General features: G+C 62.2%; 25 protein-coding genes. 16 read left to right on the top strand and 9 right to left on the bottom strand.

The window, feature by feature from the left end:
• The first annotated feature begins 1 nt into the window (after position 1).
• The gene (locus ACFWEM_RS10995) at positions 2–982 is read left to right on the top strand and encodes a TerC family protein (protein ID WP_019748181.1); all 981 of its coding nucleotides are present in this window, start codon (positions 2–4) and stop codon (positions 980–982) included.
• Between the two features lie 18 nt (positions 983–1,000).
• Here the strand turns inward: ACFWEM_RS10995 and ACFWEM_RS10990 are convergent, their stop codons facing one another.
• Both ACFWEM_RS10990 and ACFWEM_RS10985 read right to left on the bottom strand, forming a co-directional pair.
• Entirely contained in the window at positions 1,001–1,285 is a 285-nt protein-coding gene (locus tag ACFWEM_RS10990) for a YciI family protein (RefSeq protein ID WP_230817127.1), read from the bottom strand.
• Between the two features lie 57 nt (positions 1,286–1,342).
• On the bottom strand, positions 1,343–1,867 hold the full coding sequence (locus ACFWEM_RS10985; RefSeq protein ID WP_019748183.1) for an amino-acid N-acetyltransferase: 525 nt from the start codon (positions 1,865–1,867) through the stop codon (positions 1,343–1,345).
• A gap of 120 nt (positions 1,868–1,987) precedes the next feature.
• Between ACFWEM_RS10985 and pgsA the strand changes: the two genes are divergently transcribed.
• The 5 genes from pgsA to ACFWEM_RS10960 all read left to right on the top strand — a co-directional run bounded on the left by pgsA (position 1,988) and on the right by ACFWEM_RS10960 (position 5,440).
• The gene (gene pgsA, locus ACFWEM_RS10980) at positions 1,988–2,629 is read left to right on the top strand and encodes a CDP-diacylglycerol--glycerol-3-phosphate 3-phosphatidyltransferase (protein ID WP_003942125.1); all 642 of its coding nucleotides are present in this window, start codon (positions 1,988–1,990) and stop codon (positions 2,627–2,629) included.
• Positions 2,626–3,123, top strand: coding sequence for a CinA family protein (locus ACFWEM_RS10975; RefSeq protein WP_378533472.1), 498 nt, complete (start codon positions 2,626–2,628; stop codon positions 3,121–3,123). The genes pgsA and ACFWEM_RS10975 overlap by 4 nt, the downstream gene beginning before the upstream one ends.
• A 90-nt stretch (positions 3,124–3,213) precedes the next feature.
• Positions 3,214–3,594 carry a helix-turn-helix domain-containing protein gene (locus ACFWEM_RS10970; protein WP_230817130.1) on the top strand — a complete coding sequence of 127 codons (381 nt, stop codon included), beginning with the start codon at positions 3,214–3,216 and terminating at the stop codon, positions 3,592–3,594.
• 156 nt (positions 3,595–3,750) lie between these two features.
• The gene (pspA, locus tag ACFWEM_RS10965) at positions 3,751–4,563 is read left to right on the top strand and encodes a phage shock protein PspA (protein ID WP_003942098.1); all 813 of its coding nucleotides are present in this window, start codon (positions 3,751–3,753) and stop codon (positions 4,561–4,563) included.
• A gap of 31 nt (positions 4,564–4,594) precedes the next feature.
• Complete coding sequence (locus ACFWEM_RS10960; RefSeq protein ID WP_378533470.1) at positions 4,595–5,440, top strand: hypothetical protein; 846 nt, start codon at positions 4,595–4,597, stop codon at positions 5,438–5,440.
• A gap of 21 nt (positions 5,441–5,461) precedes the next feature.
• Here the strand turns inward: ACFWEM_RS10960 and ACFWEM_RS10955 are convergent, their stop codons facing one another.
• Genes ACFWEM_RS10955 through ACFWEM_RS10945 form a run of 3 tightly spaced genes read right to left on the bottom strand, consistent with a single transcriptional unit; the run spans position 5,462 to position 7,347 of the window.
• Positions 5,462–6,067 carry an energy-coupling factor transporter transmembrane component T family protein gene (locus ACFWEM_RS10955; RefSeq protein ID WP_378533468.1) on the bottom strand — a complete coding sequence of 202 codons (606 nt, stop codon included), beginning with the start codon at positions 6,065–6,067 and terminating at the stop codon, positions 5,462–5,464.
• The gene (locus tag ACFWEM_RS10950; protein ID WP_378533466.1) at positions 6,064–6,744 is read right to left on the bottom strand and encodes an energy-coupling factor ABC transporter ATP-binding protein; all 681 of its coding nucleotides are present in this window, start codon (positions 6,742–6,744) and stop codon (positions 6,064–6,066) included. The genes ACFWEM_RS10955 and ACFWEM_RS10950 overlap by 4 nt, the downstream gene beginning before the upstream one ends.
• 6 nt (positions 6,745–6,750) lie before the next feature.
• The gene (locus ACFWEM_RS10945) at positions 6,751–7,347 is read right to left on the bottom strand and encodes a biotin transporter BioY (RefSeq protein ID WP_378533464.1); all 597 of its coding nucleotides are present in this window, start codon (positions 7,345–7,347) and stop codon (positions 6,751–6,753) included.
• 237 nt (positions 7,348–7,584) lie between these two features.
• On the opposite strand from ACFWEM_RS10945, the gene ACFWEM_RS10940 reads away from it, so the two are divergent.
• The 8 genes from ACFWEM_RS10940 to recX all read left to right on the top strand — a co-directional run bounded on the left by ACFWEM_RS10940 (position 7,585) and on the right by recX (position 14,059).
• Positions 7,585–7,761 carry a hypothetical protein gene (locus ACFWEM_RS10940; protein WP_003942133.1) on the top strand — a complete coding sequence of 59 codons (177 nt, stop codon included), beginning with the start codon at positions 7,585–7,587 and terminating at the stop codon, positions 7,759–7,761.
• 17 nt (positions 7,762–7,778) lie between these two features.
• Positions 7,779–8,492: a PIG-L deacetylase family protein gene (locus ACFWEM_RS10935; protein ID WP_378533462.1), complete on the top strand. Its 714-nt coding sequence runs from the start codon at positions 7,779–7,781 to the stop codon at positions 8,490–8,492.
• 73 nt (positions 8,493–8,565) lie between these two features.
• On the top strand, positions 8,566–9,204 hold the full coding sequence (locus ACFWEM_RS10930) for a TetR/AcrR family transcriptional regulator (RefSeq protein WP_378533460.1): 639 nt from the start codon (positions 8,566–8,568) through the stop codon (positions 9,202–9,204).
• 2 nt (positions 9,205–9,206) lie between these two features.
• Positions 9,207–10,742 (top strand): glycerol-3-phosphate dehydrogenase/oxidase, encoded by a 1,536-nt coding sequence (locus ACFWEM_RS10925; protein ID WP_378533458.1) that lies wholly within the window; start codon positions 9,207–9,209, stop codon positions 10,740–10,742.
• Positions 10,743–10,754: 12 nt separating this feature from the next.
• Positions 10,755–11,918, top strand: coding sequence for a glycosyltransferase (locus ACFWEM_RS10920; RefSeq protein WP_378533456.1), 1,164 nt, complete (start codon positions 10,755–10,757; stop codon positions 11,916–11,918).
• A 52-nt stretch (positions 11,919–11,970) separates the two neighbouring features.
• On the top strand, positions 11,971–12,165 hold the full coding sequence (locus ACFWEM_RS10915; protein ID WP_003942185.1) for a DUF3046 domain-containing protein: 195 nt from the start codon (positions 11,971–11,973) through the stop codon (positions 12,163–12,165).
• 272 nt (positions 12,166–12,437) lie between these two features.
• A complete protein-coding gene (gene recA / locus ACFWEM_RS10910; protein WP_007735170.1) occupies positions 12,438–13,475 on the top strand; it encodes a recombinase RecA in 1,038 nt (345 codons plus the stop codon).
• Positions 13,476–13,483: 8 nt separating this feature from the next.
• Positions 13,484–14,059 carry a recombination regulator RecX gene (gene recX / locus ACFWEM_RS10905; RefSeq protein WP_378533454.1) on the top strand — a complete coding sequence of 192 codons (576 nt, stop codon included), beginning with the start codon at positions 13,484–13,486 and terminating at the stop codon, positions 14,057–14,059.
• 101 nt (positions 14,060–14,160) lie between these two features.
• On the opposite strand, the gene ACFWEM_RS10900 is transcribed toward recX, so the two are convergent.
• The 4 genes from ACFWEM_RS10900 to gluA all read right to left on the bottom strand — a co-directional run bounded on the left by ACFWEM_RS10900 (position 14,161) and on the right by gluA (position 17,518).
• Positions 14,161–15,057 carry an amino acid ABC transporter permease gene (locus ACFWEM_RS10900; RefSeq protein WP_054188531.1) on the bottom strand — a complete coding sequence of 299 codons (897 nt, stop codon included), beginning with the start codon at positions 15,055–15,057 and terminating at the stop codon, positions 14,161–14,163.
• Positions 15,054–15,734, bottom strand: coding sequence for an amino acid ABC transporter permease (locus tag ACFWEM_RS10895; RefSeq protein ID WP_003942105.1), 681 nt, complete (start codon positions 15,732–15,734; stop codon positions 15,054–15,056). Before ACFWEM_RS10895 ends, ACFWEM_RS10900 begins: the two co-directional genes overlap by 4 nt.
• Before the next feature lie 98 nt (positions 15,735–15,832).
• On the bottom strand, positions 15,833–16,663 hold the full coding sequence (locus ACFWEM_RS10890; RefSeq protein ID WP_378533452.1) for a glutamate ABC transporter substrate-binding protein: 831 nt from the start codon (positions 16,661–16,663) through the stop codon (positions 15,833–15,835).
• Positions 16,664–16,789: 126 nt separating this feature from the next.
• On the bottom strand, positions 16,790–17,518 hold the full coding sequence (gluA, locus tag ACFWEM_RS10885) for a glutamate ABC transporter ATP-binding protein GluA (RefSeq protein WP_283303996.1): 729 nt from the start codon (positions 17,516–17,518) through the stop codon (positions 16,790–16,792).
• Positions 17,519–17,749: 231 nt separating this feature from the next.
• Here gluA and miaB point away from each other — a divergent pair, with 231 nt between their 5' ends.
• Both miaB and ACFWEM_RS10875 read left to right on the top strand, forming a co-directional pair.
• Positions 17,750–19,297, top strand: coding sequence for a tRNA (N6-isopentenyl adenosine(37)-C2)-methylthiotransferase MiaB (gene miaB, locus ACFWEM_RS10880; protein WP_063316727.1), 1,548 nt, complete (start codon positions 17,750–17,752; stop codon positions 19,295–19,297).
• A complete protein-coding gene (locus tag ACFWEM_RS10875) occupies positions 19,294–19,884 on the top strand; it encodes a hypothetical protein (protein ID WP_378533450.1) in 591 nt (196 codons plus the stop codon). Before miaB ends, ACFWEM_RS10875 begins: the two co-directional genes overlap by 4 nt.
• Positions 19,885–19,886 lie beyond the last annotated feature (2 nt).

The raw sequence follows: 19,886 nt of genomic DNA, 5'->3' as shown, positions 1-19,886 counted from the left end.
CGTGCATGTGACGCCGTTGGCTTGGGGAATCACGATCGTGGTGATCCTCGGCCTGTTCGTCTTCGACTTCTTCGCCCACGTCCGCACGCCACATGCGCCCACGTTTCGGGAGTCGGCATTCTGGTCGACGGTCTACATTTCGATAGCCATCGTCTTCGGCCTGGTCGTGATGTGGATCTGGGGTACGACGTACGGCGGTGAGTACTTCGCCGGCTACGTCACGGAAAAGGCGCTCTCGGTAGACAATCTGTTCGTCTTCGTGATCATCATGTCGACGTTCGCCGTCCCGCGAGAGTTCCAGCAGAAAGTCCTGCTGATCGGCATCGTCCTCGCGCTGGTGATGCGCGGAATCTTCATCGGAGTCGGCGCGGCCGCCATCAATGCGTACAGCTGGGTGTTCTACCTTTTCGGTGCATTTCTGATCTACACCGCGTACACCCTGATCCGCGATCACGGCCACGAGAAGGAAGCGGAGGAGAAGCGCGACAGTCGCATCATCTCGCTCGTGAAGCGGGTGCTGCCCACCACCGAGGAATACGACGGCGACAAACTGATCACCCGGATCGACGGCAAGCGCGTCGTGACGCCGTTGTTGTTGGCGCTCATCGCAATCGGGTTTGCCGACGTGCTCTTCGCGCTCGATTCGATTCCGGCGATCTACGGTCTGACGCAGGAACCGTACCTGGTGTTCACCGCCAACGCTTTCGCGCTGATGGGCCTACGGCAGCTGTACTTCCTGATCGGCGGGTTGCTCGAACGACTGGTCTACCTCTCGTACGGGCTCTCGATAATTCTGGCGTTCATCGGCGTGAAACTGGTCCTGCACGCGTTGCACGAGAACACGCTCTCGTTCGTCAACGGCGGTGAACACGTCTCGGTGCCGGAAATCTCGACGGCACTCTCACTCGGAGTGATCATCGGAGTGCTGGCGGTGACAACGGTCGCGAGCCTGTTGAAGACTCGCGACCGGGCCGGGGAGTAAAGCCGGGGCCTGTGTCCGTCAGGCGCTGAACTGGCCCAGAACCGGCACCCACTCGGTGATCCGGACGTTTTCGATCAGGTCGGCGATCGCGAACGGATCGTGGGTGAAGAGAAGCGAAACGGTATCGGTGTCAGCGGCGTCGACGATGATCAGCGCGCCGTTTCCATCTGCAAACGGACCTGAAGACAACACGATCGAGCGGGAAACCAGATCGGCGAGCCACGCGCGGTGATCGCTGCGGAGTTCGTCGCGCTGAGGATTCTTCTCGGGCGCATAGGTGTATTCGACGAGGAACAACGACATCGTGAACCGCTTTCGGGACGGGGATCGAGACAGGGTTGTGTGAAGAGTCTGAACGGTTCAGAGAGTCAGGAGCATGCGAGTATTGCCGAGTGTGTTGGGTTTCACATAGCTCAGATCGAGGAACTCGGCGACGCCGGCGTCGTAGGAACGACACATTTCGGCATAGACCTCAGCGGTGACGGGAGTGCCGTCGATCTCCGCGAATCCGTGACGGTGGAAGAACTCGGTCTCGAACGTCAAAACGAACAGTCGTTCCAACTCCAATTCCTTGGCGACCTCGATGAGTTTGTCGACGACGTGGAAACCCGCACCCTGCCCCTTGGCCGTCGGATCGACTGCGACGGTGCGGATCTCACCCAGGTCTGCCCACAGCACATGCAGTGCGCCGCAAGCGATTACCTGGTCACCCCGCTCAGCGACCCAGAACTCCTGGACAGCCTCGTACAGCGTCACGAGATTCTTCTCGAGCAGGATCTTGCCGGCGTAGATGTCGATCAGGCGCTTGATTTCGGGGATGTCCGACGTTCGCGCGCGACGCACGATCAACTGGCTCTCGGTATAGGTCGGCGCGGTCGAAGTCATGTGGTGCACATTAGTCAATGGCCCTACCGATATTCTAAGTCGCGTGCCTGTCCGCCCCACGCAATTCCCGCGCCGCTCGGCTGTATCCCGGGTTCGGCTCACCGCCCGTGCGGTGATCCGATGAGTACCCCGCGCGATCAGACCGACGCCCATCGCGCCGCCGTCGGTCCGTCCGACGGCACACCTGTCGCGGACAACCCGGTTCCGTTGCTGAACATCGCGAACATTCTCACGATGGTGCGAATGGTTCTCGTTCCGGTGTTTCTCGTTGTTCTGTTCGTCGACGGCGGACACTCGACGTGGTGGCGTCTCGGAGCGATGGGCGTGTTCATCGTCGCCGCGATCACGGATCGGATCGACGGCCAATTGGCTCGGAAGTACGGTCTGGTCACCGATTTCGGGAAACTCATGGACCCGATCGCGGACAAAGCCTTGATCGGAGCCGCGCTCATCGGGCTCTCGGTTCTCGGCGATCTGTCGTGGTGGGTGACCGGAGTGATCATCGCCCGAGAACTCGGAATCACGCTGTTGCGGTTCGCGGTCCTGCGGCACGCGGTCATCCCGGCAGGCAAGGGTGGCAAGCTCAAGACACTCGTACAGGCCGTCGCGATCGGTTTCTACCTCTGCCCGCTGCCGAGCAGTTGGGACATCGTCAGCGGACTGCTGATGGCTGCTGCCGTCGTACTGACGGTGGCGACGGGAATCGAATACATCGTGCAGGCGATCAGGCTTCGCGCCGGAGTTCGCGCAGTCGAGTCATGACCGACCCGCTGCTCGGACTCGGAGTGGTCGAACTCGTCGACGCCCTCGCCGCCGCGAGGCAGACTGTCGCCGCCGCTGAATCTTTGACGGCCGGATTGTTCACGGCTGCGATCGCGTCGGTGCCAGGGTCGAGCGCGGTGCTGCGTGGGGGCCTGGTCGTGTATGCGACCGACCTGAAAGCAACGCTGGCGGGCGTGGATCCTGAGCGCCTGGCGTCGGACGGCCCCGTGTCCGAGAGCACCGCCGTGGCCTTGGCGCTCGGCGCCCGGACGAGGTGCAGTGCCGACTGGGGTATCGGACTGACCGGAGTTGCCGGTCCGAGCGAGCAGGACGGACACCCGGTCGGAACGGTGTTTCTCGGGATCGCCGGCCCGGACGGAACCGAATGCGTACCGCTCGCGCTCGGCGGCGAACGGTGGGAGATTCGGACAACGGCAGTCGCGACTGCCGTGTCGCGGTTGCGTGATCGTGTCGTAGAGCGTGCGGCACGATAGGCTCGGGAACCAATCGGATGTGTTCGGACGTTGACGATTGTGAAGACGTACGACCATGCACGATGAGGTCACGGATGAAGGAGGAGCGAGATGGCGCTGCTATTGCGTGAGGCAATCGGTGACAGTCTCCGGCGTACGCGCGTTTCGCAGAGCCGCACGCTACGTGAGGTGTCGAACAGCGCGCGTGTGAGCTTGGGCTATCTGTCCGAAGTGGAACGTGGACGTAAGGAAGCATCGAGCGAACTGTTGGCAGCGATCTGTGATGCGCTCGCAGTCCCGCTGTCCGACGTGCTGGTCGATGTGAGCGAGACCTTGGCCACCAAGAAGAGCTCTCCGGTAGCTGGTCGACAGGTCACCGAACCTGCCGTGTCGGCATCCGGCACTGTCTCGGCTTCCGGTTCGCCGACTATCGCACGCGATACCCGCGTCGTGATTCCGGCACCGAACGCTCGAAGGTTGGCGGCGGCGTAGCCACTACCGGCCGTAACCGATAGATTTTGTACGTAACCGCCGGTTTCCAGCAGGTGGGGTCAGAGCAGATAGGGCGCAGCCCTTGTTTCGGTGCGCGACGGTCGCGCTCCGGGTCGCGTTCGGCGCGGCGCATCAGATGGAGGCAGGATCAAACCAATGGCTAATCCTTTCGTCAAGGGCTGGAAGTACCTGATGGCGCTCTTCAATTCGAAGATCGATGAGAAGGCAGATCCAAAGGTTCAGATTCAGCAGGCGATCGAGGACGCACAGCGCCAGCATCAGGCGTTGTCCCAGCAGGCTGCGTCGGTGATCGGTAATCAGCGTCAACTCGAGATGAAGCTCAGCCGTCAGCTCGACGAGGTCGAGAAGCTCAACGCCAACGCGCGCCAAGCCGTCAATCTTGCCGATCAGGCTGCTGCTGCCGGCGACAACGACAAGGCGATCCAGTACACCAACGCCGCCGAGGCTTTTGCGGCTCAGTTGGTGACGGCCGAGCAGGGCGTCGAGGATCTGAAGGCACTGCACGACCAGTCCTTGCAGGCAGCCGCTCAGGCCAAGAAGGCCGTCGAGCAGAACGCGATGACCCTGCAGGCAAAGGTTGCCGAGCGTACCAAGCTGCTCAGCCAGCTCGAGCAGGCCAAGATGCAGGAGCGCGTGAGCGAGTCGCTTCGTTCCATGGACAGCACGCTGTCGGCTCCCGGCAACACACCCAGCCTCGATGCTGTGCGCGACAAGATCGAGCGCCGCTACGCTGACGCACTCGGCTCGGCCGAGCTCGCCCAGAACTCCGTCCAGGGCCGCATGATGGAGGTCCAGCAGGCCTCGGTTCAGATGGCGGGGCACAGCCGCCTCGAGCAGATTCGTGCGTCCATGAAGGGCGAGGCACTGCCTTCCGGCGGTGCAGCAGCCACTCCCGCGACTCCGTCCGTCGAGAAGCAGCCCCCGGCTGCCGGTCAGACCGGGCAGTAGCCGAATCCTCGATGTCGGCAGTGATGCTCTGATGTTTTCTTCGCGAGACGGTCGATCTGGGCGTGAGCCCCGGTCGGCCGTTCCCGTTTCCGTATCCGGCGCTTTCGGAGCGTTGGGACGCACTGCGGACACATTGCGTGAGGTCGGTCTGTCTGCGGCGGATGCTGCTCGGCGGTGGCAGGATCCGCGCGCCAAGTTCGAGCGCAAGCGTGCCCGTGCGCGTCGGCGCGCGCAGCGTTGGGGTTTCATGTCCGGCGGATCAGTGGTCGGCACGGCAGGCCTCGCGGTTGCGTCGGCCCCCGAGTGGTCGGTGGTCGTGGCAGGCGGGGGAGCGGCACTGTTCGCGGTTCCCGCCGTCATCGCGGTCGGTCGTTACCGTTCGATGAGCTCCGGTCCACCGCCGTCGGCGCCGATTCGCCGACGATTGCCACCGTCGTCGTCTCGCGCCTTCATTCCGATGTCGCGCCTCATCGGTGCCGAGACGTCGCTGTTCGAGATTCTGAGTGTTCTCAGACGCGCCGACACCATCGACCCCGGTGAGCTGGACGAAATCACCGCTACCGCCGATTCGGCACTCAGAGCGATGTTTGCGGTGTCTTCGGATGTCGTCGCGATGGAACGCGCCGTGGCTGCTACACCCAAAGTGACTGAGCCTCTGGATCCCACAATCGACAGCGCAGTTCGTGAGTTGCAGTCGGGGCTGGATCAGTACGAGGATCTGGTGACCTCGGCCGCCGCTCTGTCTGCGCCTCACAGTCCTTCGGCGCTCGTGGGATTCAACCGAGAGCTCTCGGCGCTGCACGCGGCCGCCGAGCGACTTTCGGCGCTTGCCGACGCCATCGGCGAGGTGGACGACATCACCCGCAAGTACAACTGACAGCCCTGGTCTGATCGGCGCTCAGTCGTCGGCGCCGCGGGCTGCCAATGCTTCACCCATCGCATCTGCGGTCATCAGGGTGCCGACGATGACCGGCACTGCGAAGGAACGCAGCGAGAAGCCGAGCCCTCGTGCCTTGCGTGCTTCGGATACCTGTGTGATGACCTCGAACATCAGCGGAATGCACCGGATCGTCATTGCCAGGAGCAAGGCGATCCGGTCGGGATTGACGCCGAAGCGTCGCAAGGGTGTCAGGAATCTGGTGATCGCGTCGAGCATCTCCGAGATCCGCGTGGTCAGACCCATGATCGCCGCGAAGGCGATCGAGATGATCAGGACGCCGCACACGACGGCCGCTCGTTGCCACCCCGCGACCACCAGCTGGAACGCGCCGATGAACAGCAACATCCACAGTGCGGGTCGCAGCTGCCGGATCGCCGTCATCGGCGGGATGCGCGCAATGACGTACAGGGCGACGACGACGATCGCGGGAGCTGCCAGTTGCCACGGCTCACGTACGAAGATCGAGACGGCGAGGATCGCCACGACCAATCCGAGGAGCTTGATCCCCGTCGGCATCCGATGCAGGAGTGACGAGCCCGGGCGATAGACGCCGAGTGTGGTCACGAGACCAACGACCGGTAATGGCCGATCGAGTCGGCGGGGGAGCCGTCGGCGACGACACGGCCTTGGTCGACAACCAACACCCGTTCGAAGGATTCGAGGATATCGAGTTGGTGGGTCACGACGATCAGCTGCTGATCGAGTGACTCGAACACCGAGCTGATGAGTCGCGAGTTGCGAAGATCGAGGAGCGTGGTGGGCTCGTCAGCGACGAGTATGTTCGGCTCTGTCACCATGATGGCCGCGAGCGCGAGTAGCTGCTTCTGCCCACCGGAAAGCTGGTGGGTGGGATGGTCGGCGTGCCCGGCGAGACCGTAGCGCTGCAGGACCGAGCTGACCTTCGCGGCGCGCTCGGTTTTACCCAAACCGCTACGGCGGAGCGAGAATTCGATGTCCTCGGCCACCGTCGGCATCACGATCTGATGGTTGGGATCGGTGAAGACGAACCCGACCTGCTTGCGTACGTCGCGGCCCTTCTTCGCGGTATCCAGGCCGTTCACCTGGACGCGCCCTTCGGTTGGAACGACCAGGCCGTTGATCATGCGAGCGAGGGTCGACTTGCCGCTTCCGTTCGCACCCACGATCCCGATTCGCTGCTCGCTCAGTCGCAGATTTATCTGCTGCAGGACTGTTCGTTCACCGAAGCTGTGGCCGACGTTCTCGAAGACGATCTCACTCATCGGAGATTAATTCGCCACCACGGTCTTGGTGGACGAGATCACCGAATCACGCAGGAGCGCCGGATATGCGCGATGGACCTGGGACGCGACGAGCGCGGTGACCACGGCCTTTGCTGCGTCGAGAGGAATGAAGGCAGCGTTGGCCGACCAGGCGGCCACGAAGCTCATGTGTCCGCGGACCATCATTCCGACGATGCCGAAGGCGTAGAGGATGACAACCCCGCCGAGAAGATTGATGCCGATGCCCGCGATGATCCGGTACTTGGGCAGCATCTTGGCAGTCAGCCACCCGATGACGAATGCCGTCGGGATCCAACCGATGAGGAATCCGGCTGTCGGGCTCGAAAGAGACACGAGTGCGGTGCGACCGCCGGCAAGGACCGGTAGCCCCACCAGTCCCAGGGCGATGACCGTCAGGACGGCGAGAACACCCTTGCGCGGTCCGAGCAGAGCGCCGGCCATCATGACGCCCATGGACTGAAGTGTGATCGGTACGCCGGAAATGCCGATGTTGATCGACCCGGGTAGGCCCAGCGCGATGATGAGTGCGGCGAAGACGGCTACATGCGCGAGATCGCGAGCGGGGAAACGGGTCGTAGACACTGCGGACGTGCTCCTTCGGCGTACGGGATGGAACTTCGCGAGTTTACGCCAGTCGCACGCTGCAGTGGGTTGGACACCTGACCTGCGTGAGGGGCGGTCTCGGGGTGAACCCTGATCTTTACCTGAACTTGCCGCTGAGCTGCTGCTTTGTCGCGCCAGACCTGTCAGGCTAGTTCTACGGACGACGCAGCACCTGTCCGATTCGACTGATTATTCAATGGCCCATTGGAGGCAAGCATGTTTTGGAAGATCGTTTTGGCCGTCGTACTGGTGTGGGTTGCACTCGCGGTGGTCGGCGCCCTGATCAAAGGGCTTTTCTGGGTTCTGGTGGTCGGCGCGGTCGGCTTCGGAATCTACTTCCTGGTGAAGGCGATGTCGGGAAGTGACGACAATTCGCCCGCTTCGCGGTTCTGACAGGCAAGATCGGCCCTATGGAAAACTTCCCCGAGGACTGGCAGCGCGCGATTGTCATCGTTGCGCATCCCGACGACATCGAATACGGCGCAGCCGCAGCGGTGGCGCAGTGGACGGATCGCGGCAAGGACGTCCGATACGTGCTGGCCACGCGAGGTGAGGCCGGAATCGCTGGTCTGTCGCCCGAGGAGTCCGGCCCGGTCCGTGAGGAAGAAGAGCGCCGCTCGGCCGCGATCGTCGGTGTCACTGAGGTGGAGTTCCTCGGACTACCCGACGGCCGTCTCGTGGAAGGCCTGGAGTTGCGCTCGACTCTTGCCGCTGCAATTCGTCGCCACCGTCCGGAGTTGGTGGTCACGATGAACTTCTCGCACACCTGGGGGCCCGGCTACCTCAACAGTGCGGATCACCGCGCGCTCGGGATCAGCGTCCTGGATGCAACTGCCGACGCAGCAAACGAATGGATCTTTCCGTCATTGACGGCTGAGGGGTTGGCGCCGTGGTCCGGCGTTCGGTGGGTCGCGGTGAACACGATGACTCCCACACACTGCATCGACGTGACGTCGACGGTCGATCGCGCCGTGGATTCGCTCGCGGAACACGCACGCTATCTGGCGGCATTGAGTTCCGTGCCGATCCGGGAACAGGCCCGCGCACAGATAGATATGGTCAGCGGACCGAAGCCTGGGTTTGATGCCGAGCGCGCAGTTGGTTTCGAGTTGTACTATTTCTGATGAGCTTTGAGCGAGAAAAGTCGCAAGTCCCGACGGGATTGCCGGTGACTTGTCCGGTATCGTGTTACACACGATGGTAATCCGTAACGCAGATGACCCAATTGCCCCTCGCAAGGCCGACGGTCAGCGCATCCCCAGCCGCGAGATCGACGACGTGATTCTCGACGCCGCAAGATCGTGTGTCCTCGATTTCGGAATGCAGCGAACCACACTTGCCGAGATCTCGCGTCGAGCCGGCGTCAGCCGACCGACGGTCTACCGGCGATGGCCGGACACGCGAGCTGTCGTCGCGGACCTGCTCACCCGGGAGATCCGATCGGTGCTGCCCGAGGTGACCTTCAACGGGTCTGCCGGCACGTTGCTCGTGGAGGCGATCGGTGACGTCGTCGGTCAGATCCGCGACCATCCGCTCTTCGTGAAAATTCGGCAAGCCGATCAAGAATTGCTGACGACCTACATCGTGGACCGGCTCGGCGCGAGCCAGAAGTCGATTCTCGAGCTGATCACCTCCGTCGTCGCGGCCGGCCAACAGGACGGTTCGATTCGTGAGGGAAGCGTCACCGAGATCGCGGCGATGGTTCTACTGATGGCACAGTCCGTTGTCATCTCCGCACCGACTCTCGAGGCTGAGCTTTCTTCCGACGCGTCTGTCGAACAACTTCGATATGCGGTCGCTGCGTACCTGGCACCTGTCAAGAATTCGGGAGAATAGCTGTGAGCCCCCTAGGTTCAGCAAGCGGTGATTCAGCGCTCAATGCACAGCGGCGTACTCGTGAGCTCGAGCAGTTGGCGAACGGCGATTCGGTCGACGTCCTGGTTATCGGTGGCGGAATCACGGGCGTCGGTGTTGCTCTCGATGCCGTGACTCGTGGGCTGAGTGTTGCGCTGGTCGAAAAGCACGACCTCGCGTTCGGCACCAGCCGTTGGAGTTCGAAACTGGCGCACGGCGGCCTTCGGTACCTTGCTTCCGGCAATGTCGGCATCGCCCGTGAAAGTGCGGTCGAGCGCGGAATTCTCATGACGCGCACCGCGCCGCACCTGGTTCGCGCCATGCCTCAACTCGTACCGCTGTTGCCGGAGACGTCGTTCTTCGGAAAGGCCCTGGTGCGTACCGGTTTCCTGGCCGGTGACGCTCTGCGCATGTCGGCGCGAACCCCGGCGTCGGTACTACCCAGATCACGGACGGTCAGTGCTGCTCGCGCTCGCGAATTGGCCCCTGCGGTCAAGCAAGAGAATCTACGCGGCGCCTTGACTGCGTTCGACGGGCAGCTCATCGACGACGCCCGTCTTGTCGTCGGCATCGCGCGAACCGCGGCGTCCCACGGCGCGCGAATCCTGACCAGGGTCGGTGCGTACGACGTATCCGGAACATCGGCCACCTTGCGCGACGAGTTGACCGGGTCCGAGTTCTTGATGCGTGCCCGCGTCGTGATCAATGCGACCGGGGTATGGGCTGATCAGGTCGACTCCAGCATCACTCTTCGCCCCAGCCGCGGAACGCACCTGGTGCTCGACGCGGCGCGATTGGGGAACCCCACTGCAGCACTGACGGTGCCGATTCCCGGCGAGACCAACCGTTTCGTCTTCGCCCTGCCCGCGCAGCTCGGCCGGATCTACCTCGGGTTGACCGACGAAGCAGCGCCGGGACCGGTGCCCGACGTACCGACGGCGTCCGAGGACGAGATCGACTTCCTGCTCGACACCGTGAACACGGCGTTGGAAGTTCCGCTGACCCGTGGGGACGTCTTGGGGACCTTCGCGGGTCTGCGTCCGCTGCTGGACACCGGTGAAGGCTCGACTGCCGACCTCTCCCGCAATCACGCTGTTGTTCGTTCGGCTTCGGGCTTGGTCACGGTGGTGGGCGGCAAGCTCACGACGTACCGCAAGATGGCCGAAGACGCCGTCGACGCTGCGATCGAGGCCGGCTCGCTGAATGCCGGTGCGTGTCGGACACGCTCGTTGCCGCTGGTAGGTGCTGCATTGGCAGCGGATTTGAAAAAGATCAAGGCTCCCGCCTCCCTAGTGGCGCGATACGGCACCGAAGCGGAGTTCGTTGCCTCCGCGAGCAGTGATCGTCTTCGGCCGGTTGCGGACTTGGAGATATGCGGCGCCGAGTTCGATTTCGCCGTATCGCACGAAGGTGCCCTCGATGTCGACGACGTCCTTGATCGCAGGACCAGAATCGGATTGGTGGCTTCGGATCGCGAACGCGCACTGGGTGCGGCGGAACAGGCGTTTCACTCGGTGTGACACTCTGATCCGGTGCGTGTAGCCGTCGTTGCCGGGCCGGACCCGGGTCATGCTTTTCCCGCAATAGCGTTGTCGCTGGCGTTGATCCAGGCCGGCGACGACCCCATCCTCTACACCGGGACCCGGTGGGTGGAGGCAGCGCGAGCAGCGGGCGTGGAAGCGGAGCCTCTCAAGGGCTTGGCTCCGCGACCGGGAGACGACGATCTCGACGCAGGCGCTCGGATTCATTCGCGCGCCGCCTATATTTCCACCGAACTGCTTCCCGACCTGAAATCCGTCTCCCCGGATCTTGTCGTCTCCGACATCCTTACTGCCGGAAGTGGATTGGCCGCGGAACGGCTCGGCATCCCGTGGGTGGAGCTCTCGCCTCACCCGTTGTACTCACCCTCGCGCGGTCTGCCGCCGATCGGCAGTGGGCTCGCGCCCGGAGTCGGAATTCGCGGTCGACTCCGCGACACCCTGATGCGCGCAGCGACGGGACGTTCGATCAAGCAAGGGTTGGCCCAGCGCTCGCAAGCCCGTGTCGGTGTCGGACTGCCCGCTCTCGATCCCGGCCCTCATGCGCGGCTGATCGCAACGCTTCCGGCACTGGAAGTGCCTCGCCCCGACTGGCCGGAGCACGCACACGTCGTCGGACCGCTTCTCTGGGAGCCGACCGAGGTCATTCTGGATCCACCGCCAGGTGACGAACCGCTGGTCATGGTGGCGCCGTCCACGGCACACACCGGCGCAGTGGGAATGTTCGAGGGCACGGTCGAAGGACTCAACGGCGCCGGTGTCAGGCTGATCGCATCGATACTCGAGGGAGCAGAAGGCGAACAACCTGATTGGGTTCGTGCAGGTCTCGGACGCCAGGACGCGATGCTGCGTGACGCGGCGGTATTGGTGTGCGGCGGCGGGCATGGCATGTTGGCGAAGGCCTTGCTGGCCGGCGTGCCGACGGTCGTCGTTCCCGGGGGCGGGGACCAGTGGGAGTTGGCCAATCGCGCTGCGCGGGCAGGGACGTCGGTGATCGTGCGGCCTGCGGATGCGCAGTCGATTCGCGATGCAGTACTACAGGTTCTTTCCGATGAGCGATTCACGGAAGCGGCGAGGGCGGCTGCCGCTACTGCGTCGCAGGTCGTCGATCCGGTCGTGGTGTGCCGACAGGTAGTCAACGGTGGTGTGTCGGCGTGAGCCGACTGTGCCTGAGTGCAGATACATCACCCTGTGGACTACGGTGGCGGCTGTGCGGTTGACCGAATTTCATGAAATGGTGCGCGAAGAGTTCGGGCAGGTACGAGGTGACTCGATGCTGATCGACCATGTACTCCAGAGTCTCGACGGAATGACTGCCGCGGAGGCCGTCGAAGCAGGTTGGGAGCCTCGCGAAGTGTGGCGTGCGCTCTGTGTGGAGTTCGACGTACCGCCCGCCCGCCGCTGAATTTTCGGCGTGTCGAACGTCTCCCATCTTCTGTTCGAACACGTGTTCGTCTATGCTGGAGCTGTTCGGTGGTGACGCTCCTTTCGTAACTGCGAACTTTCGGTTATCGACAAATGCAGTGATCGACAAGCGCGAAAGCAAGATCGAAAAGTCTGTCGGTGGCCGGATCTACTCTGATCGCAACACACCAACAGGGTCGGCTCAGGCAGGCGCTGAAGAGACGGAGTCTGCTCAGGCAGGCACTGAAGACTGAAACAAGGATGGGGATCACGATGGCACCACAGGCACCTGATCGGGACAAGGCACTCGACCTCGCGTTGGCGCAGATCGACAAGAACTTCGGCAAGGGTTCGGTGATGCGCCTGGGTGAGGGTGTCCGCCAGCCCATCGCCGTCATTCCCACCGGTTCCATCGCGCTCGACGTCGCGCTGGGCATCGGCGGACTGCCGCGTGGCCGCGTCATCGAGATCTACGGCCCGGAATCCTCGGGTAAGACCACCGTGGCACTGCACGCAGTTGCCAACGCTCAGGCCAACGGCGGCATCGCGGCCTTCATCGACGCGGAGCACGCGCTTGATCCTGACTATGCAGCCAAGTTGGGTGTCGACACCGACGCGCTTCTGGTCTCGCAGCCCGATACGGGTGAGCAGGCTCTCGAGATCACCGACATGCTGATTCGTTCGGGCGCCCTCGACATCGTCGTGATCGACTCCGTGGCCGCTCTTGTTCCTCGCGCCGAGATCGAAGGCGAGATGGGTGACAGTCACGTCGGCCTGCAGGCTCGACTGATGAGCCAGGCGCTGCGCAAGATCACCGGTGCCATGAACAACTCGGGCACCACCGTCATCTTCATCAACCAGCTTCGCGAGAAGATCGGCGTGATGTTCGGTTCTCCCGAAACCACCACCGGTGGTAAGGCACTGAAGTTCTACGCTTCGGTTCGCCTCGACATCCGTCGCATCGAGACTCTCAAGGACGGTACCGACGCAGTCGGTAACCGCACTCGCGTCAAGGTCGTCAAGAACAAGGTCGCTCCGCCGTTCAAGCAGGCCGAGTTCGACATTCTCTACGGTCAGGGCATCAGCAAGGAAGGCTCGCTCATCGATATGGGTGTCGAGCACGGGTTCATCCGCAAGTCCGGCTCCTGGTACACCTACGAAGGTGACCAGTTGGGTCAGGGCAAGGAAAATGCTCGTAAGTTCTTGCTGGAGAACACCGATATCCGCGACGAGATCGAGAAGAAGATCAAGGAAAAGCTAGGTATCGGTGCTGACGTCACTGCAACCGACGAAGCTCCCGCCGACTTCTGAGTTCAGTCATGAGCTTCGACGACGGTGACAACGGCGAGAATGCTCGTGAAGAGTACGGCGCGCCTCGGCGTCGATCCCGTCAACGATCCGAGAAGCCGTCGCAACGCACAGAAGGTGGGACGGAGGCGCAGGCCAAAGATGCTTGCCTACGCCTCCTGACCGACCGGGCGCGCAGCCGTTCCGAACTGGAAACAAAGCTGAGCGGGCGTGGTTTCGAACCCGAGATCATCACGAGCGTTCTCGATCGGCTCCAGGAAATCGGCTTGATCGACGACGCAGACTTCGCGAACCAGTGGGTTCATTCGCGGCACACGTACTCGGGCAAGGGAAAGCGCGCCCTGGCAGTCGAACTGCGGCTCAAAGGTATCGACCAGGATGTGGCTTCCGAAGCGCTCTCACAGATCGATCCGGAAGACGAGCGCGAGCGAGCAGCGGAGCTGGTTCGGCGGAAGCTGAAGAACAAGCCCGTCGACGATCGTGACAAGGTCACGCGCCGACTGGTCTCGATGCTTGCTCGCAAGGGATATTCAGCGGGGATGTCGTACGAGGTGGTCAAGGCCGAGATGGCTGCCGCAGAGTCGTAGGCAACCAATGCCGTAGGCAATCAATACCAGGAGCGGGGTGTGTCACCGAATTCGGTGACACACCCCGCTCCTCGTGTCAGTGGAACAGCTGGTCGATCAGCTCACGGCTTGGTCAGGTCCATGCCCGGAACCGAAACGGCTGGGTCGGCTGACGGCGCCGCGATGGGGCCCTTGCCCTTTCGCTTTCCCGAACGCAGGCGCTTCTCCACCTTGGTTGCCAGGAAGGTCAGAGCCGAGTTGAGAGCGATCATGATCGCTGCGACCACGATGAGCGCCGGCAAGAAGTTTCCGTAGAAGGTGCCGAGCTGTTGGGCCTGACGCACCAACTCGACATACCCGATCAGGTAACCGAGGGCGGAGTCCTTCAGCGCCACGACCATCTGCGAGATCAGTGCCGGGAGCATGGCGGTAACCGCTTGGGGGAGCAGGATTGTCACCATGATCTGCGTCTTGCGCATGCCTAGTGCCTTGGCGGCCTCACTTTGCCCTCGTGGGAGTGAGTTGATTCCGGCGCGGACGATCTCGGCGATCACGGAACCGTTGTACAGGGTCAAGCCCACCACCACTGCGGCGAGTGCGAGGTACTTCGACTTGAAGACTTCGTATTCGGCAAACACCTGATACGAGAAGATCATCAGAATCAGCACCGGTACCGCGCGGAACAATTCGACGATGACGCCGCAGATCTTCCGAATGATGTTGTGCTCGGAGAGCCGGCCGATACCCAGGGCAGAACCGAGGATGAGCGCGAAGACGATGGACATCGCAGCCGCGATCAACGTCCCTCGGATACCGGGTATCAGATACGTTGTCCACGAGGTGGATTCGAGGAACGGATCCCACTTCGCTGCTGTCAGCTGGCCCTTTTCGTCGAGCGCGCGGTAGACGACGTACCCGATTGCCACCATGAGTGCGGCGACGACAAGGGACGCGAATCGGTAGAGATTTCGCGCTCTCGGACCGGGCGCGTCGTAGAGAACTGTTGCGCGGTTGCTCATCGTGAAACCTCGAATCGCTTGCTCAGCTTGCCGAAGATCAAGCCCATGGGAAGTGTCAGGATCACGAAACCGACAGCGAAGATTCCACCGACGACGAAGATCGCGGCTTCGTTCTCGATCATCTTCTTCATCAGCGCTGACGCTTCGGAAACGCCGATCACCGCGGCGATGGTCGAGTTCTTGGTCAGTGCGATCAGCACGCTACCCAGCGGTGCTGTGACCGCGCGAAATGCCTGAGGCAGGACGATCAGCCGAAGATTTTGTGCAAACGACAGACCGAGTGATCGGCCCGCTTCGGCCTGGCCGACCGGAACGGTATTGATTCCCGATCGAAGTGACTCACACACGAACGCGGCGGTGTAGACACTGAGGCCGAGTACGGCGAGTCGGAAGTTGTTGTCCACCAAAAAAGTCGGCGAATCCGACTTGGCGAGGTTGACTCCGAGCGTCTGCGAAAGACCGAACAGACAGAACAGCAGAATCAGTGTCAGGGGGGTATTGCGGAACACGGTCACGTACGCGGCGCCCAGGAATCGGGCGACCGGGACCGGTGACACGCGCATGGCCGCGATCAGCACACCGATGATGACGGCGCCGATCGCGGAGAAGAATGTCAGCTGGATCGTGGTCCAGAAGGCTTCCAGAAGCTGGTCGCCGTACTTGCTCAGAAGGTTCACTTGCCGTCTCCCCAGATCACGGGATCTCCGTTGGTGGCGTCACGCGCTGCGGCTCCCGAAGTGGGAGCCGCAGCGAGATTGACGGTGAAAAAAGCAGGTCAGTAACGATCAACGGTGGGCGGTGCCGGGATGGGGTAACCCGAAGCGCCAACGGTGTTGTTGAAGGCTTCTTCCCACGCGCCGGTGGAGATCATCTTCTCGATGGCGTCGTTGATCTTGCCGCGGGTCTCGGAATCGTCCTTGGCCAGACCAACGCCGTAGTTTTCCGTCGTAAACGGCTCTCCGACGACCTTCAACTGGCCGGGGTACTGTGCCGCAAAACCAGCGAGGATGATGTCGTCGGTGGTGACTGCGTCGACAGCGCCGTTACGCAGCGCCTCGACACAGGCGGAGTAGGTGTCGAACTCCTGGAGTTGGACGTCAGGTACGGAGTCCTTGACCTTCTGAGCCGGAGTGGAGCCAGTCACCGAGCACAGCTTCTTGCCGCCGCTGAGGGAATCGCGACCGGTGATGTCGGTGTTGTCGGAGCGAACGAGCAGCGACTGGCCCGCGATGAAGTATGGACCGGCAAAGCCGACCTTCTCCTTGCGCGTGTCGGTGATCGAGTAGGTGGCGACGATGTAGTCGACCTCGCCGTTCTGGATCAACGTCTCGCGTTGGGCAGAAGGTGATTCCTTGAAAGTGATGCCTTCGGGCTTCACGCCGAGTTCGTTGGCGATGTACCGGGCTACCTCGACGTCGAAACCGGAGAAGGTGCCGTCCGGATTGCGCTGACCGAGGCCGGGCTGATCGAACTTGATGCCGACGGTGAGCGTTCCGTCGGCAGCACTCTGCGATGCGCTCTTTTCTTCTCCTCCGCCACAGGCGGTGGCAGCGAACGCGATAGCCATGATTCCGATTCCGAAACGGACGGAACGATTGATCTTCATGAAGATCCTCTCGGTTGTCGACATGCAAACGGTGCAGTCGAGATGAAAAGTGCAGTCGAGCGAGTTGTCTTGTGGACGAGAGCAGGACTGTGTCGGAGGGGGAACTGTGTCGGAGGGGGACTGTGATCAGTGAGTGAGGATCTTGCCGAGGAAGTCCTTGGCCCGATCCGACTTGGGATGAGTGAAGAACTCTTCGGGTGTTGTGTCTTCGACGACCTGACCGTCAGCCATGAACAGCACACGATCGCCGGCCTTGCGCGCGAAGCCCATCTCGTGCGTGACCACGAGCATGGTCATGCCTTCCTTGGCGAGGGAGGTCATGACGTCGAGGACCTCGTTGACCATCTCGGGGTCGAGAGCGGAGGTGGGCTCGTCGAAAAGCATCACCTTGGGCTGCATCGCAAGAGCGCGAGCGATCGCGACACGCTGTTGCTGGCCACCGGAGAGCTGTGCCGGGTACTTGTCAGCCTGATTGGCGATACCGACGCGCTCGAGCAACGCCTGCGCCGTCTTCTTCGCGTCGTCCTTCTTCGCCTTGCGGACCTTCATCGGTGCGAGCATGACGTTCTCGAGGATCGTCTTGTGTGCGAACAGGTTGAAGGACTGAAAGACCATCCCGACGTCGGCACGAAGTGCAGCAAGTGCTTTGCCCTCCTCGGGGAGCGTCTTGCCGTCGACGGCGATGGTGCCCGAGTCGATGGGTTCGAGGCGATTGATGGTGCGGCACAGAGTCGACTTACCGGAGCCCGACGGACCCAGGACGATCACCACTTGGCCCTTGGGTACCTCGAGATTGACCTCTTGCAGGACGTGAAGTTCCCCGAAGTGTTTGTTCACCGAGGTCATCGAAATCATGGATGTGGAATCGCCGGAGGTGGTCGGCGTCGTCGCATCGTCGGCTTGGGTCATAAACGAGAACCTTAGGCGTAGTTTGCGTCGACGCCCGTGATTTCGCCATGGTTCTTGCCATATGTAATGGAAATTTTACTGTGACGACGTTTATGTCGCGTTTCGGCTGTTTATCAGGGCGTTATTACACGTCGTAGTGGACGTGAGCTAGGCTGAAGCGTGTCACTGATCGACGAAATGTCCCCTGCACTTCCGGAGCCGACTGCAGTTCCGGAGCCGACTGCGAAGTCTGTTCGCACCTACGAGGTGCGGACGTACGGCTGTCAGATGAACGTCCACGATTCCGAGCGACTGTCCGGTCTGCTCGAGGACGCCGGGTACTCGAAGGCGGAGACCGGAACCGATCCTGACCTTGTCGTCTTCAATACGTGTGCGGTTCGTGAGAACGCGGACAACAAGTTGTACGGCAACCTCAGCCAGCTCGCCCCGAACAAGGAGGCGAACCCCGACATGCAGATCGCAGTCGGTGGGTGCCTGGCTCAGAAGGATCGTGACACCGTCGTCAAGAAGGCACCGTTCGTCGATGTCGTCTTCGGCACCCACAACATCGGCTCGCTGCCCGCACTGCTCGATCGTGCGCGTCACAACCAGCGTGCCGAAGTCGAAATCCTCGACGCACTGGAGGCCTTTCCGTCGACACTGCCAGCCAAACGCGAATCCGCCTACGCGGGATGGGTTTCCATCTCGGTGGGTTGTAACAACACGTGCACGTTCTGCATCGTTCCGGCCCTGCGTGGCAAGGAAGTGGATCGACGTCCCGGCGACATTCTGGCCGAGGTGCAGGCACTCGTCGACGAGGGTGTCTCGGAAGTGACCCTGCTCGGGCAGAACGTCAACGCCTACGGCGTGTCGTTCGCCGATCCGGAACAACCGCGCGATCGCGGAGCCTTCGCCTCCCTCTTGAAGGCATGTGGACACATCGACGGCCTCGAACGGGTCAGGTTCACATCGCCGCACCCGGCAGAGTTCACCGATGACGTCATCGAAGCTATGGCAACCACTCCCAACGTCTGCCCGCAACTGCACATGCCGCTGCAGTCCGGCTCGGACAAGGTTCTCAAGGCGATGAAGCGCTCGTACCGCAAGTCGAAGTACCTCGGGATCATCGAGAAGGTGCGCGCCGCAATGCCGCACGCCGCCATCACCACGGACATCATCGTCGGGTTCCCGGGGGAGACGGAAGAAGATTTCGAGGAGACGCTGGACGTCGTGCGCAAGGCGCGATTCTCCAATGCCTACACCTTCCAGTACTCCAAGCGCCCGGGTACGCCGGCGGCCGAGATGGCCGATCAACTTCCCAAAGAGGTTGTCCAGGAACGCTACATGCGATTGCTCGCGGTTCAGGAAGAAGTGAACATCGAGGAAAATCGCAAACTCGTCGGCACCGAGGTAGAACTGCTGGTGGCAGCGGGGGAGGGCCGCAAGAACGCAGCAACTCACCGTCTCAGTGGTCGCGCGCGAGACGGCCGCCTGGTGCATTTCCGACCCGAAGGAAACCTCGACGGCACAATCCGACCCGGCGACGTGGTGACGGTCGTCGTCACCCACGGAGCCCCCCATCACCTCGTGGCCGATGACGGCGTGCTCACACACCGTCGGACCCGCGCCGGTGATTCGTTCGAAAAGGGCATCACACCCAAGACCCCGCCCATCGGCGTAGGTCTCGGACTACCGAAGATCGGTGCCCCAGCCCCACAACCCGTCCAGATGGGATGCAACGCATGACCTCGCAACACGAGAACAAGACACCTCAGCCGGGCGACGACGCCTTCGAGGGCTACCGCAAGGACCTCGACGACGCGGAGCGCAAGGTCGCGGGAGAAATCGATCCGGGTGCGCGCGCCATGGTTGTCGCGGTTGCGGTGCTCGTGCTGGTCGGCACCCTTGCACTGCCCCATGCGGGAGTTGCGAACGGCTGGGATGTGCTCGCGTACAACCGGGACGCGGAAAGTGAACGGATTGCACTGTTCTCACGCTTGTTCGTGTGGTTCGTTGTCATCTTCGGCATCGGATTCTCGATGCTCGCACTCGTGACGCGGCGCTGGAGTCTGGCGTGGGTCGCGCTGGCCGGTAGTGCCGTGGCGAGTGCGCTGGGAATGATGGCCGTCTGGTCACGTCAGACCATTCCCGCCGGATTCAACGTGGCAGGACCGTCGATCGGGCTGGTCATCGGATGGTTTGCCGTCGTGTTCTTGACGTTCCATTGGCTCAAGGTGGTCTGGACGCGAACCAACATTCAGCTCGCCGCCGAGGAGCAACGCCGGATCGCTGCGGCTGAAGCCGAGAAGCATCAGGAATGGAACGTCGGCTGACG

Origin of the sequence: Rhodococcus sp. NPDC060176 (assembly GCF_042728675.1) — a bacterium.
Lineage (GTDB): Bacteria > Actinomycetota > Actinomycetes > Mycobacteriales > Mycobacteriaceae > Rhodococcus_F.
This window is presented reverse-complemented; position numbering and strand designations above follow the sequence as displayed.